The sequence below is a fragment of the Povalibacter sp. genome, from assembly GCF_036735925.1.
Taxonomy (GTDB): Bacteria; Pseudomonadota; Gammaproteobacteria; order Steroidobacterales; family Steroidobacteraceae; genus Steroidobacter.
The window spans coordinates 28,393-42,497 of sequence record NZ_DAINNK010000046.1; the positions used below are offsets into that span (position 1 = coordinate 28,393).

Here is a 14,105-nt window from a genome sequence, read left to right on the forward strand (position 1 = left end):
ATTCGACGCGAACTCCGCGAGGTGCGCCGATGAGAACCATCACAAGAACCCTGGTGCTTTCGCTGTCGCTGCTCGGTGTGACGACCGCCGGTTACGGCGACCCCGCCGTCGATGCCGGCGCCAAGGCCGATGCGAAGACGACGTGCATGAATCAGTGCGACGCCGCCGAAACCCGCTGCAGCAGCGAAGTGCGCCGCGCCCGCCAGCAGTGCTCGAAGCGCGCCGCCAACGCCGGCCGCGATCCGTTCACGATGCGCAACAACGACTACACGTACTTCTGCGGTTACTTCAACAATGCCGGCTACTGCGGCAATGGCGCCGCGTGCCGCTCGCGCTTCGCCCGCACCTACGGCCTGTGCGTCGATGCGATCCAGCAGAACATCGCCTCGATGCGCTACGACTGCTACCAGACCGAAACGACGGCGCAGCGGTATTGCCGCGATGAACTGCGCGACTGCAAGGCAGCGTGCCCGTAAGGACTCGGAGTTCACACGGAGATCACGGAGGCCACGGAGGCCGGAGAAGAGAAGAAGAAATTTCCACGGGGGAAGAATGGGGACACGGGGAACACGGGGATAAGAAGAGATTCTTCTGTTCCGAGACCCCGTGCTCCCCGTGTCCCCATTCTTCCCCCGTGGAAATTCTTCCTTCTTGATCCCTGACTCCGTGGTCTCCGTGATCTCCGTGTGAAAACTTCTCAAATACGCTCGATCACCATCGCGATGCCCTGCCCGACGCCGATACACATGGTGCACAGCGCGTAGCGGCCGCCGGTTTTTTCGAGCTGGTTGAGCGCGGTGGTGACGAGGCGTGCGCCGCTGGCGCCGAGCGGATGACCGAGGGCGATGGCGCCGCCGTTGGGATTCACGTGCGCGGCATCGTCGGCGAGACCGAGCTGGCGCATGACGGCGAGGCCCTGCGCGGCGAAGGCTTCGTTGAGTTCGACCACATCCATCTGGCCGATCGACAGCTTCGTGAGCTGCAGCACTTTCTGCGCGGCCGGCACGGGGCCGATGCCCATGATGCGCGGCGGTACACCGGCCGTCGCCGTGGCGATCACGCGCCCGCGCGGCTTGAGTCCGTACTTCGCTGCGGCGGCTTCGCTGGCGAGCAGCAACGCGCAACTGCCATCGTTGACGCCTGACGCATTGCCCGCCGTCACGGTGCCGTCAGGCTTCACGACGCCCTTGAGCCTGGCGAGTGCTTCGAGCGTCGTCTCGCGCGGATGCTCGTCCTTCACGAAGCGGATCGGATCGCCCTTCTTCTGCGGAATCTCCACCGGCGTCAGTTCGCTGTCGAAGAATCCTTGCGCAGCGGCGCGCGCGTAGCGCTGCTGGCTGCGCAGCGCGAAGGCATCCTGGTCGGCGCGGTTCACGCCGAACTCGGCGGCCACGTTCTCGGCGGTCTCGGGCATCGAGTCGACGCCGTACTGCGCCTTCATCAGCGGATTGATGAAACGCCAGCCGATGGTCGTGTCTTCGATCTTCGCCGTACGCGAGAAGGCGCTGTCGGCCTTGGCCATCACGAACGGCGCGCGCGTCATGCTTTCCACGCCGCCGGCGATGACGAGTTCTGCTTCGCCGCTGCGAATGGTGCGTGCGGCGAGATTCACGGCGTCGAGGCCCGAGCCGCACAGGCGATTGATCGTCGCGCCGGGCACGGCAGCCGGCAGTCCGGCCAGCAGCAGGGCCATGCGCGCAACATTGCGGTTGTCCTCGCCGGCCTGATTGACGCAGCCGTAGAACACATCGTCGACCGCGGCCCAGTCCACGTTCGGATTGCGATGCTGCAATGCCTTGAGCGGAATCGCGCCGAGATCGTCGGTGCGGACCTGTGCGAGCGCACCACCGTAACGTCCAATCGGAGTCCGGATCGCATCGCAGATGAAGACATGGCGCATGGAAGTAGCCGCTGCAGTTCGAAGGGAGCGGCAGTGTACAACGTCATCGGCGCCGCACGGCGTGAGCAAGTGCAAGGCGCAGCGTGTATCGTGCGGCACGCACCCTGCCCGAACATTCCTCCATGCAGTCCTCCAATCTCCGCGGCATCCTGTCCATGATCGTCGCCGTTGCCGCGTTCTCGGTCATGGACGTCACGATGAAGCGTCTGGTGGAGACGTATTCGCCCATGCAGGTGACGTTCATGCGCGCCATCGCATCGCTGCCCTTCCTGCTGCTGGCCACCGGCCTGTGGGGCCGCTGGCGGGACATCGTGCCGCAGCGCATCGGACTGCACCTGCTGCGCGGCTGCATCGGCGTGGCGATGCTGTGGCTGTTCGTCTACGCCGTGCGATTCCTGTCGCTGGCGGACGCCTACACCATCTACATGTCGGCGCCGCTGCTGATCACCGCGCTGGCGGTGCCGTTCCTCGGCGAGCGGGTCGGCTGGCGGCGCTGGGCGGCGGTGATCGTCGGCCTGATCGGCGTCATCGTCGTACTGAAACCGTCGGGCACCGGAATCATCACGATCGGCGGCCTGGCGGCACTGGCGTCCGCGGTGCTGTATGCGATCAGCGCCATCACGATCCGCATCCTGTCGCGCACCGACACGGGCGCGGCGATCATTTTCTGGGTACTGCTGTTCATGGCGCTGTTCAGCGGCTTCTTCGCCCTGTTCGACTGGACGCCGCTGCAGCGCGAACACGGCTGGCTGATCCTCGGTGTCGGCCTGTCCGGCGCCATCGGCCAGCACTTCATTACTTATGCATTCCGCCAGGCGTCACCGGCGGTGGTCGCGCCCATCGAATACACCGCGTTGCTGTGGGGCATGACGTTCGACTGGCTGCTGTGGCTGACGCTGCCTGGCTCGCGCATGCTCATCGGCGCGGGAATCATCGTCGGCAGCGGGCTTTACGTCATCTATCGCGAGCGGGTAGGGAAGTAGGCTTTCCTGTGGGGCCGGCCTCAGCCGGTCTTCGACTGTAGGTCAGGCTTTAGCCTGACATTCCGAAGGCCGGCTGAAGCCGGCCCCACAGGCACTAAACGACCAGCCGCTGCATCTGCACGTCGCAGCGCGCGTATTTCTGATCGAGCGGGCCCGGGATGTCCGTGAAGCCATTCTTGTAATAGAGCGCAATCGCCGGCTTGAGTGATCTCTGCGAATACAGGATCACCCGGCGCCTGCCGAGATCGCGGGCCGTCTGCAAGGCCGTTTCCAGCAGGCTCTGGCCATAGCCGCGGCTCTGCCAGCGTTCGTCGACGGCCATCTTGGTCAGCTCGAACGTGTCAGCGTCGACGACGCGCAGGGCGACGGTACCCACGACCTGATCTTCGAGCAGCGCGAACAGGATCTCGCCGCCCGCAGCCAGGATCTCCGCTTCCGGATTGCCGAGCACGCGTTCGTCGATCGGCTCGACTCTGAAGTAGCGCTCCAGCCAGGCGATGTTGAGGCGACGGAATTCGTCGCGCAGCGCCGGATCGAAACTGATGATCGTCAATCCGTCCACGTAGGTGCGCAGCTTGCGGATGCGCTGCGACGGGCGAACCGGCGAGTCGACGTTGTGAGCCTGCACGGTCATTTGCACTCCGCGGCGGGAAGATTTTTGGGCGGTCGCTGGAACAGCAGGCGATCCTGGAACAACACCAGCGAAACGCCGAACAGCACGAGCAACGTGGCGATGACGGCGACGGACGTGATCTCCTCGTGCAGCACCAGCGCACCGAGGATCAGCGCGACGACCGGATTCACCAGCGCGTAGGTCGTGACTTTCGCCGCCGACACGCGCGTCAGCAGCCACAGATAGCAGTTGAGACCGATGAGACTGCCGAAGACGACGAGGTAGCCGACGGCCAGCCAGGATGCCGTCGACACCGACGCCGGATCGAAGCGCGCCCATTCGCCGTCGAACACGCTCAAAGCGAGCTGGAACAGACCGCCGAACAGCATCTGCGCGCCGGTGAAGCTGAAGACCTGATCCTTGCCCGCCGCACGCTTCTGCAGCAGCGTGCCGAAGCTCCAGCCCACGACCGCGATGATCAGCGCGAGCAGATGCAGCGGACTCGCTTCGCCCGAGATCGTGCGCGTGTGCAGCACGATCGTCGTCACCCCGGCGAGTGCAATCGCGGTGCCGAGCAATCCCTGTCGCGTCGGCGCGCGGCGGCTGAACCAGGCCCAGTCGAGCACCAGCACCGTCACCGGCATGGCCGCAACGATCAATGCAGTGATGCCCGACGGAATGCCCTGCTGTGCCCAGATCACGAAGCCGTTGCCGATGCCCGCGAGCAGCACGCCGCACAACGCGGCCGCCGGCAGATTGACGCCGGCGAACGGCCGCGGACTGCGCATCCGCAGCCACACCGCCATCAACACGCCGGCCAGCAGGAAACGCATCGCCCCGCTGATGAAGGGCGGCAGCGTCTGGATCGCGATCGCGATGGCCAGATAGGTCGTGCCCCAGATGATGTAGATGCCGGCAAAGGCGATCAGCACACCGAGCGACAGCGACACGGATGTCGGCAGGCGAATGTTCATGCTCGTACTCTGCCCGTCGATCTGGCAAGCAGTACAGATTCAGGTAGACTGACCTCTCGCCAATACAGTTCCCAACACAGTTTCGAGCGCACGGAGAGCTGTCGATGTCTTCGCAACCGCCTCTTCTCTACGAGCGCGTGGCACGACTGGTGGAAACGCAGATCGCCACGGGCGCGCTGCGCACCAACGATCGCATTCCGTCGGTCCGCAGCATGAGCCGCACCGCCAAGGTCAGCGTCTCCACGGTCGTGCAGGCCTATGTTCATCTCGAAAGTATCGGACTGATCGAAGCGCGACCGCAGTCGGGTTTCTATGTACGGCCGCCGGATCCGAAAGCCGTGCCCGAGCCGCGCGCCAAGCCCACGCGTTCGCGCCGGCCGATGTCGGTCGCGGCCGAAATGCTCGATACCTGCCGCGAAGCGCTGGGGCGCAGCGACATCATTCCGCTGAACGGGGCCTTCACATCGCCTTCGATGTATCCCACGCAGCGCTTGAACAACCTGACGCGCGAAGTGCTGCGCGACCGGCCGCTGCAGGCGGGCGAACTGATTCCGCCGCCGGGCGATCCGGAATTGCGTCGACAGGTTGCGAAGCGCATGGCACTCGCCGGTGCGCCCACCGATCCCGACCACGTCGTGATCACGAGCGGCACGATGGATGCGATCACGCTGACGCTCGGCGTCGTGTGCCAGCCCGGCGATACCGTGCTGGTCGAATCGCCCACGTACTTCGGCCTGTTGCAGGCGATCGAACATCTGCGTCTCAAGGTCGTCGAAGTGCCGAACCGGCCCGGCGTCGGCATCGATGCCGAAGCGGTGCGCACCATCGCACGCAGCACGCGCCTCTCGGCGGCGGTGCTGATGCCGAACTTCAACAATCCCGCCGGCACGCTGACGCCGGACGATGCGAAGCGCGACATCGTCGCGACGCTCACCGGCATGGAAATTCCGATCATCGAGGACGACATCTACGGCGACCTGCATTACGGCAGCATGCGTCCGGCTTCGATGCGCGCCTTCGACGACACGGGCCTGGTGATCTCCTGCGGCTCGGTGTCGAAGACCATCGCGCTCGGCTATCGCATCGGCTGGGCAGTCACGCCGCAGTTCCATACCGACATCGCGCGCGCCAAGTTCTATTCCTCCGTCGCGTGCCCGACGCTGCAGCAGCTGGTGCTGGCGCGCTACTACGCCAGCGGCGGCTACGATCGTTACCTGCGGCGCGTGCGCACCCTTCTTTCCATCAACGCGCAGAGTTTCATCGATGCCGTCGCGCGTCACTTTCCTGCCGGCACGCGCATCACGCGACCGGCTGGCGGCATCGTGATCTGGGTCGAACTGCCCGCGCACGTCGATGCGGTCGAGCTGTTCCGCAGCGCGCTGGCCAGCCGCATCGGCATCGCACCGGGCATCGTGTTTTCCGCCAAGGCGGACTACCGCAACTACATGCGACTGAGCTGCGGCCTGCCCTGGTCGCCGGCGATCGATCGTGCGATCGAGAAACTCGGCAAGCTGGTGCATGTGATGGCGGCGCAGTAAGCGCGCTCTCCGCTTGATTCTGCCTGTGGGGCCGGCTTCAGCCGGCCTGGGAAATGTCAGGCTGAAGCCTGACCTACAGTCGGAGGCCGGCCCCACAAAATCCAGTCAACTCCACCCGCGCAACCCGTGCGCGGGCACAATCGACAACAACTCCGACGATGCGACCTGGCCGCGCCGCGCTCGTGGCGAACGATGCGCTGGCAACTCGATCGCCTCCTCCTCCACACGTGGCTGACGCTCCTTGCGCTCCAGCGTCAACCTGTCGGCCTTCAGTTTCGCCAGCACCGTAAACAGATACTCGTCCATGGCAGCCTCCTCATGAGCTGTGCAGATCTCTAATGGAGGTGTAGCGTAGGCCGACGAAATTTCCTGAAAAAGCGATTGTTAGGCCACGGTATCCATGACTGGAAGTCATACTTTCAACGATGACGAGCCTGGACCGACGGTCTGTCGCGGCGCTGCCCCCACAGCACTCCGGCCGTCTCGCGTTGGCGAATCAACGGCCGCGCGAATCATGCCAGCGGCACTGCTGCCATGCCGTCATCAGTCTCTGCACGCGCGTCAGTGGCTGTCATGAAAAAGATCCCCGTCGGTCCGTTGCGCGCCTTCGATGTCGCCGCACGCACGCTCAACCTGAGCGCCGCGGCCGAGGAAATGAATGTCACGCACGCCGCGGTGAGCCGTCAGGTGAAGCAGCTGGAGCAGCGCCTCGGCGTGAAGCTGTTCGAACGTCTGCCGCGGGGCCTCAAGCTCACCGCGCATGGCGCACTGCTGGCGGAGGGAACGCGCCAGGCCTTCGATCGGCTGGCGAGTGCGATCGAGGATGTGTCGGCGCCGACAGTGCGTCGCAAGCTGACGATTTCCACGTTCGCTTCGATGTCGGCGCGCTGGCTGATGCCGCGCGTGCAATCCTTCGCGCAGCGTTTTCCGGACGTGGATCTGCAGGTGACGACGTCGTCGCGGCTGGTCGACTTCGCGCGCGAGGATGTCGACATCGGCATCCGCTTCGGTCGCGGCAACTATCCCGGGCTGCACGTCGTTCCCATGTTCGAGCCGCGCGACATCGTCGTGTGCGCGCCGGCGCTGCTGAAGGGACGCAAGCTCGAAACCTTCGCCGACCTGAAGCACTTCCAGCTCCTGCACGACGACAACTACGAATCGTGGGAACACTGGCTGGCCGAAGCCGGCGCCAAGGGCGTGAGCGCACGCCGCGGCGTGATCTGCGGCGATCGCAATTCGATGCTGGAAGCGGCGCTCGCGGGTCAGGGCGTCGCCATCACCTCGGCCGTGTTTGCGGCCGGCGAACTCGAGCGCGGACGGCTGGTGCAGGTCTTCAGCGACGCCGTGCGCTCGGACTATTCGATCTATGCGGTGTGCCTGCCGCGCCGCCTCGGCGATGCGCTCATCGCGGGCGCGGTGGACTGGCTGGTGTGCGAGGCTGCGGGATCGGCGGACGCGCCGACGCCGTGAACCCGGAACTCATGCGCCTGCATACCGTTGAGCCCTCATGAACCCGATCCCCTTTTCTCCCGAACCGTCCGACGCCGAAGTGCGCAGCACCCGCGGCCCGCTGATCCTCGAGTTCGGCACCGACTGGTGCGGTCACTGCCAGGCCGCGCAACCGCTCATCGCGGCGGCGCTGCAGCAGCATCCCGACATCCGTCATCTGCGCATCGAAGACGGCAAGGGACGCCCGCTCGGACGCGCCTTCCGCGTGAAGCTGTGGCCCACGCTCGTCTTCCTGCGCGATGGCCAGGAAATCGCGCGCGTGGTCCGGCCGCGGGATCGCGATGAGATCGAGGTGGCTGTCGAGCGAATGAGTCCGTCGGAGAAGGGCGGATAGCGACGCCGCCTTGCTCTTATTCCTGTCTCAGCACACTGGCTGGCTTCAGGCGCGCCGCCCGTACCGCTTGAAACGCAACAGCGACCCAGGCCGCGATCATGGTTGCAGCCAGGCTGAGGAAAAAAGGGCCGCCCGAGAGCGGCAGCCGATGAATGAACACGCTCAGATAGATTTCCGCAGCGAGCACTGCGAATGGCAGCGCCAGCAGATTGGCCAGCAGTACCGGCCTGGAGAAATCGCTCACCAGCATCGCGAGCATGCGCGGCGCACTGGCGCCCAGCGTCCGGCGAATGCCGATTTCGCGAATGCGGGCGCGCACCCTGTGCATCGCGAAGCCGACGAGTCCCAGACAGGCGATGCCCAGCGCCAGCATTCCGAGAATGTCGAAGGCGCGATTGATGCGCTCGAAGATCCCGTAGTTGAGACTGAAAAGCTCATCGACGAACTGGCGCCTCAGGGGCGTCCGAGGCGCCAGTCTCTTCCACGCATCGTCGATGACCCGCAGTGCGCCGTCCATGTCCGTGCTGCGCGTCCGGATGAGCGGAAACACTGCGGAAGGATGCAGCTGGTAGCTGCCGGCCGTCGCACCGCCTCCCACGAAGTGCATGGGCTTGCTCGCCACGACACCGATGATGCGCAGCGACTGCGCGCTCGTGCCGAATGGATTGCCGACGTACAGCAACTGATCGATTGCGGCCTGCGGGCTCGGAAACCCGAGCTGGCTGCACAGCGCCGCGTCGATGACGAGAGCCACCGGCTTCTCGGGATCGGAAAACATCGCGGCGGAGACGTCGTCGAAATCGGCGCTGAACGTCCGGCCGGCCAGCAGATCGATGTGCATCGTCTCGAAGTAGTCGTGCCAGACCGTGTTTGCGAAGGCGTTGACGACGAGTGCGCCTGGCGACGATGACCGGCGATAGGGACTGCGAAAGGTACGGAACTCCCAGGGCACGACGCTGGTGGCAGACACCGATTCGATCTGCGGGTGTCGCAGCAATTCTGTCCTGAGCGTTTCGAACCGCACATCTGCAGTCGTCAGATCGTTCGTGATGGCGACGACCTGACGCGTATCGCCCAGACCGATGCGCTCCAGTTCCCTGTGCTGGGCCCGTACCACGATGACGATGCTGATCATGAGGCTCGCGATGAAGAACTGGCCGACCACCAGCGGGCTGCCGCGCCAGCTCCGCATTGCACGATCGCGCGCGGAATGCAGCGCTGCCCGGGGCGGAATCGAGAATGCGATCCATGCGGGCGCGGCGCCGGCAAAGCACGTGACCGCCACCCATGCCGCTGCGATGCACGCCCAGAATCTGCCGTTCGCAAGCAGGAGGTCAGGATCGACGCCGAGATAGGGCGAGACGGACGCGAGACATGACGCCAGGAGCAACAGCGCCACCGAGAGCGCCGCCGTCGCGAACAGGGCGGACTGAAACAGATGCTCGACGGCCAGCATCCACCGCGAGGCACCGAGAACCCTGCGCACGCCGAGCTGTCGTTCCGCATCCAGCACCTGGGCGCTGGCAAGGTTCGCGTAGTTCAGGCACGCGATGATCAGCACGACGCTGGCGAGCGCCAGCATCGAGAAGCCCAGCGAGACATCGATGCCGCTGTTGGCGAACAGCAGGCGCTCCGTCTCGGTCGACTGGAGCGCATGGAGCGGGATGGCGCCGATGTCGATCGCGGCAAAGGCACGCTGACCGGCCGGAATCCTCCTGCTCGCCAGTTCCTGCAGGCGCCGCTCCAGTTCCTGCGGGCGCAGGGTTCCATCCGGTGGCAGCTGCACGTAGGTGACGCAGCACAGTGCAATCCAGATTTCATTGCTCTCGTCCGCGATCGCTGCTTCGCTCTCGCGGATCAGCATCTCGATGACATCCCACGACACGAGCAGATCGAAGCGGATGTAACCCGTGAGGCCAATGTGCGACGGCTGCAACGGCTCGAAGATCCCGGTGACGCTGAGATCGACCCGGTCATTCAATCGCAATGTCCTGCCGACGACATCGACCGACCCGTACAGCCGTTCGGCTGCCGCGGTCGTCAGCACGACACTGCGCGGCGCCTGCAATGCATCGACCGCAGGTCCGCCGTTCGAACGTCTGAATATGCGGAAGAAGTCCGGCTCCGCGCCTGCGATGACCAGCGACCGGGTTCGTTCACCGACCGTCACCGGCAACGCCGACCAGTTGACTGCGCGTGCGACGGCATCGAGTTCCGGTATGTCGCTGCGGACATACTTCGCAAGATGATAGGCGGCGCTGGGCGAAGCTCCGCGACGCGGCGTTCCCCGGTACGTGACGTCCTGGGTCAGCACGTAGGTCCGTTCGCTGCCGACGTACTGACGATCGCTCATCGACCAGTAGTGAGCCGTGCCGAACCCGACCAGGAAACAGAGAAAACCGACCGACAGACCGATGACCTGGATCAGCGCAATGCCGGGATGTCTGCGAACGCCGCGGAGCGTGAAACCCAGATGACGGTACCGGTCACTCATGCCGAAGAACGGCCGCGGGCGTCAGCCACGCCGTTCGTGCCACGTGTACGAGCACTGCCAGCCAGGTACATGACAGCGTGGTGCCCAGGCCGGCAAGGAACGGCAGCCAGCCGAGGCCGGCATCGATGGCGAACTGTTCGAGGTAGCGGCGCAGGCCGATGAAGACCAGCGGCCAGGCGATGAGGTTGGCGAGCACGGCCCAGCCGCCGAAGCCGCGCAACAGCATCCAGGCGATCTGTCGTTTGCGGGCGCCGAGCGCCTTGCGGATGCCGATCTCGCGATGACGTCGGCTGACGACGTGCAGCGCCATCGCGAACAGCCCCATCATCGCGATGCACAGTGCACACAGGGCCAGCAGTCCGAGAATGCGCAGCGTGCGGTCCAGCGAGGCGAAAGCCAGCTGCAGATCCTCGTCGGCGAAGCGGCGGACCAGCGGTTCGTGCGGAACGAGTTGGTGCCAGAGCCGGTCGATGGCTTCCAGCGTTTCCCGCGGTGCGTGAGCATTCAATCTCACGATGGGAAAGACGGCCTCCTCGGGATTCAGCTGATACACCGCACCCTTGAGGCCGAGATCGGTAGGTTTCAGCACCGAATCCGCCACCACGCCGACGATGCGGCGATAGCGCGGGGGCAGCGAATACGTGTTGTCCAATGGCGGCAGCAGACGAATCGATGCGCCAATGGCATCCGCGGGTCGCGCGAAACCGAGCCGCCGGGCGAGCGTGGCGTCGACGACGACATGGGTGACGCGCTCGTCGTTGGGTCGGACCTGGCCATTGAGGAAATTCAGACCGAAGCCGGTCTGGCTCACGTCGTCGCCACGCGCGCTCGACAGCGTGCGCCCGGCGAGTAGCGGAATCTCCAGGGTGGAAAAGAAATCGTCGCCGATCACATGCTGCTTCGGCTGCACGACGACACCGTCCGGCGCATCGGCCAGCGCCACTTTCAGCGGCACGATGGAACGGGTACCCCACGGCAGTTCGCTCGCCGCCGTGACGCTCAACACGCCCGACACCTGCCGCAGTTCATTCAGTAATACTTGCACGTCGAATCCGCTGCTCCGCAGTTCGTTTGCAATGAGCAGCAGGGCGTGCGAGGCCCGCGTCTCGACCGAACGCTCCATGGCGCGCCGCTGCTGCACCAGCCCCAGCGCGGTAATCAGCAGCACGCTCGCGAGCAGCAGTTGCAGTCCGGTGAACAGGCCGGCGCGCCGGCGTGCGCCGTCGCCGCTCGACAGGTCGCGCAGCGCGTGGATCGGCCGCACGCTGGAAAGCACGAACGCCGGATAAGCGCCGGCCGCGACGGTCACTCCCAGAAGAATCAGCCCGAGCAGCAGCCAGAAGCGCGGCATGAGCGCGAACAGCGAGGCGAATTGCGCGAGCGTGAGCGTGGTCGCGAACGTACTGAGTATCGCCAGCACGACGAGCGCGAGCAGCAGGGCGACCCCGGTGGAAAGCGCCGCATCCAGCAGATACTGGGCAACCAACTGTCCGCGCCGCGCACCGACGACGCGCCGCAGGGCGACATCGCGCGCACGCGTCGCACCCTGCGCCGTGGCCAGGTTGGCATAGTTGAGACAGGCGAGTCCGAGAATGACGGCGCCGAGGATCTGCAGCAGGAAGGTAAGAGGAACCGAGTTCCCGGTTTCCAGGCCGCTGCCGATCCGCACGTGCTCACGCTGTTCGGTGTAGACGGTGAGCGGATCGACCCTGAAGGTCGGCACCGGTTGCACCAGCGCATGTTCGCGGCCGAGGGCATCCATCTGCGCATTCATCTGCTCTGCGGTCAGCGAGCCGGACGCCGGCAAAACGACGTAGGTGCGAAACCCGAACGGCAGCCAGTCGAATATCTGCGCGGACGCGCCAGGCGACGGCGGATAGCCGAGCAGCGCGTCGCGCGACACCATCGTCACCAGCATGTCGAAATGCTCGGCGCCGAACGCACCGCTGGTGGTCAGATGCGACGGCTCGCGGATCGGCCCGAGGACGCCGGTAACGATCACCTCGCCGCGATTCGCCAGCCGCAGGCTGCGTCCGATCGCCTCGTCGGTGCCGAACAGTTGCTGCGCCAGTGCCGCACTGACGACGGCGCTGTAGGGCCGTTCGAGTGCGTCACGGCCGCCGCTTTGCAGCGGCAGATCGAAAATGCGCAGGATGGATGGATCGGCGAAGACGACTTCGGCGAAGCGCGAGCGATCGCCGCTCGACACGGCAAGATGCTCCGGATTGGCCATCCGGCCGACCCGTTCGAGCTGCGGAAACCGCAGCTTCAGCGCTTCGGCGAGCGCCCGCGGTGTCTGGGGCGACACGTCGCCAGCAGCATCGCTGCGATTGGTGATCAGTCGGATGCGGTCGCCATTCGCATGGTAGTGATCGCGCATCTGGAAAAACGCGGCCAGCGACCAGGCCGCGAGAAAGCACGCCAGCCCGAGCGTCAGGCACAGCACGTTGATCGCGCTGACCAGCCACTGGCTGCGCAACAGGCGCAGCGAGACGGTCAGGTAGTGAATGAGCATGGTCTATTCCCGGGAGCGAGACGATCGTTACAGGACGCCGCTGACATCCGGCACGATCCGTCCGTCGAGCATGTTGACGATGCGATGCGCGCGCGCCGCGTGCGCCGGCGAATGCGTCACCATCAGGATGGTGGCGCCCTGCTCGTTGAGCGTGGTGAGCATGTCCATGACGTCCTCGCCGTTGCGGGTGTCGAGGTTGCCGGTCGGTTCGTCGGCGACGATCAGTTTCGGATCGCCGACGACGGCGCGCGCCACCGCGACACGCTGCTGCTGGCCGCCGGAGAGTTGCGCCGGCCGGTGCCGCGCACGCGGCAACAGATCCACCAGCTCCAGCACTTCGCGCACGCGCGCCTGGCGCTTGCTGCGCGACACGCCCTGGTAGAGCAGCGGCAGCTCCACGTTCTCGTACACCGACAGATCGTCGATGAGGTTGAAGCTCTGGAAAATGAAACCGATGTTGTACTTGCGCAGATCGACCAGGCGGCTTTCGGGAAAGCTGGAGATGTGCAGATCCTGCAGGTAGTAGTCGCCGCCGCTCGGCGCATCGATCATCGCGAGGATGTTGAGCAGCGTCGACTTGCCGCATCCCGACGGCCCCATCACCGCGACGAACTCGCCTTCGCGGATTTCGAGCGAGACGTCGTCGAGCGCCGTGGTTTCGAGATCCAGCGTGCGATAGGTCTTGCGAATGCCGCTCAGGCGGATGAGCTGCGGACGATCCGCCGCGCTCACGGGTTGAACGGCCATGGCGGTGGCAGCGATCTGCTGCATGGGAGACTCCTCATTCAAGAATTTCGATCCGGTCGAAACGTTGCAGCGTTGCATAGCTCGACGTGATCACGCGGTCGCCTTCGCGCAGTCCTTCGAGCACTTCGACGCTGTCCGGGTTGCGGCGGCCGAACTTCACGGGATGCTTTGTGGCGATCCGCGAATCGCGCACCACGAAGGCCCACTGGCCGCCGGTATCGTCGTAGAAAGGACCATTGCCGACCACCAGGCCGTCGGCCGCCGCGCCGATCTCGATCTTGAGCTGCAGACTCTGACCGCGACGCACGGTAGACGGCGTCGCATCCGCGAAGGCGATGTCGATGCGGAACTGCCGTTCCTTTACTTCGGGATAGACCTTGACGACCTGCATCGCCTGGGGCGCGCCGCCGATCTCCGCGCTGGCGCGCTGACCGGCAGCGACGCGCGCCAGGTAGTGTTCGTCGACGAGCGCAGTCACCTTGAATCCATCGACCTGAT

The 14,105-nt window shown here is 65.3% G+C and carries 13 protein-coding genes; 5 read left to right on the forward strand and 8 right to left on the reverse strand.

Annotated features, from left to right (window positions below; translation table 11 throughout):
- Window positions 1-29 precede the first annotated feature (29 nt).
- Entirely contained in the window at window positions 30-476 is a 447-nt protein-coding gene (locus V7D81_RS14625; protein ID WP_324317512.1) for a hypothetical protein, read from the forward strand.
- Window positions 477-697: 221 nt separating this feature from the next.
- Here the strand turns inward: V7D81_RS14625 and pcaF are convergent, their stop codons facing one another.
- Complete coding sequence (gene pcaF, locus V7D81_RS14630) at window positions 698-1,900, reverse strand: 3-oxoadipyl-CoA thiolase (RefSeq protein ID WP_324317513.1); 1,203 nt, start codon at window positions 1,898-1,900, stop codon at window positions 698-700.
- A gap of 122 nt (window positions 1,901-2,022) precedes the next feature.
- On the opposite strand from pcaF, the gene V7D81_RS14635 reads away from it, so the two are divergent.
- The gene (locus tag V7D81_RS14635) at window positions 2,023-2,883 is read left to right on the forward strand and encodes a DMT family transporter (RefSeq protein ID WP_324317515.1); all 861 of its coding nucleotides are present in this window, start codon (window positions 2,023-2,025) and stop codon (window positions 2,881-2,883) included.
- Window positions 2,884-2,977: 94 nt separating this feature from the next.
- Here V7D81_RS14635 and V7D81_RS14640 read toward each other — a convergent pair whose 3' ends face one another.
- Together V7D81_RS14640 and V7D81_RS14645 are read right to left on the reverse strand one after the other, a co-directional pair.
- Window positions 2,978-3,517: a GNAT family N-acetyltransferase gene (locus tag V7D81_RS14640; RefSeq protein WP_324317517.1), complete on the reverse strand. Its 540-nt coding sequence runs from the start codon at window positions 3,515-3,517 to the stop codon at window positions 2,978-2,980.
- Window positions 3,514-4,470 (reverse strand): EamA family transporter, encoded by a 957-nt coding sequence (locus V7D81_RS14645; protein WP_324317519.1) that lies wholly within the window; start codon window positions 4,468-4,470, stop codon window positions 3,514-3,516. Before V7D81_RS14645 ends, V7D81_RS14640 begins: the two co-directional genes overlap by 4 nt.
- A gap of 104 nt (window positions 4,471-4,574) precedes the next feature.
- Between V7D81_RS14645 and V7D81_RS14650 the strand changes: the two genes are divergently transcribed.
- Window positions 4,575-6,008, forward strand: coding sequence for an aminotransferase-like domain-containing protein (locus tag V7D81_RS14650; RefSeq protein ID WP_324317521.1), 1,434 nt, complete (start codon window positions 4,575-4,577; stop codon window positions 6,006-6,008).
- Window positions 6,009-6,113: 105 nt separating this feature from the next.
- Here the strand turns inward: V7D81_RS14650 and V7D81_RS14655 are convergent, their stop codons facing one another.
- Window positions 6,114-6,314, reverse strand: coding sequence for a hypothetical protein (locus tag V7D81_RS14655; protein WP_324317523.1), 201 nt, complete (start codon window positions 6,312-6,314; stop codon window positions 6,114-6,116).
- 267 nt (window positions 6,315-6,581) lie between these two features.
- Between V7D81_RS14655 and gcvA the strand changes: the two genes are divergently transcribed.
- Together gcvA and V7D81_RS14665 are read left to right on the forward strand one after the other, a co-directional pair.
- Entirely contained in the window at window positions 6,582-7,478 is an 897-nt protein-coding gene (gcvA, locus tag V7D81_RS14660; protein WP_324317525.1) for a transcriptional regulator GcvA, read from the forward strand.
- Between the two features lie 37 nt (window positions 7,479-7,515).
- On the forward strand, window positions 7,516-7,851 hold the full coding sequence (locus V7D81_RS14665; protein WP_324317527.1) for a thioredoxin family protein: 336 nt from the start codon (window positions 7,516-7,518) through the stop codon (window positions 7,849-7,851).
- Window positions 7,852-7,867: 16 nt separating this feature from the next.
- Here the strand turns inward: V7D81_RS14665 and V7D81_RS14670 are convergent, their stop codons facing one another.
- From V7D81_RS14670 to V7D81_RS14685, 4 genes are all read right to left on the reverse strand, one after another.
- Complete coding sequence (locus V7D81_RS14670; RefSeq protein WP_324317529.1) at window positions 7,868-10,345, reverse strand: ABC transporter permease; 2,478 nt, start codon at window positions 10,343-10,345, stop codon at window positions 7,868-7,870.
- Complete coding sequence (locus V7D81_RS14675; protein WP_324317531.1) at window positions 10,338-12,860, reverse strand: ABC transporter permease; 2,523 nt, start codon at window positions 12,858-12,860, stop codon at window positions 10,338-10,340. The genes V7D81_RS14670 and V7D81_RS14675 overlap by 8 nt, the downstream gene beginning before the upstream one ends.
- Before the next feature lie 27 nt (window positions 12,861-12,887).
- Entirely contained in the window at window positions 12,888-13,607 is a 720-nt protein-coding gene (locus V7D81_RS14680) for an ABC transporter ATP-binding protein (RefSeq protein WP_349257665.1), read from the reverse strand.
- Between the two features lie 34 nt (window positions 13,608-13,641).
- On the reverse strand, window positions 13,642-14,105 hold a 464-nt coding region (locus V7D81_RS14685), incomplete at its 5' end, for an efflux RND transporter periplasmic adaptor subunit (RefSeq protein ID WP_324317535.1).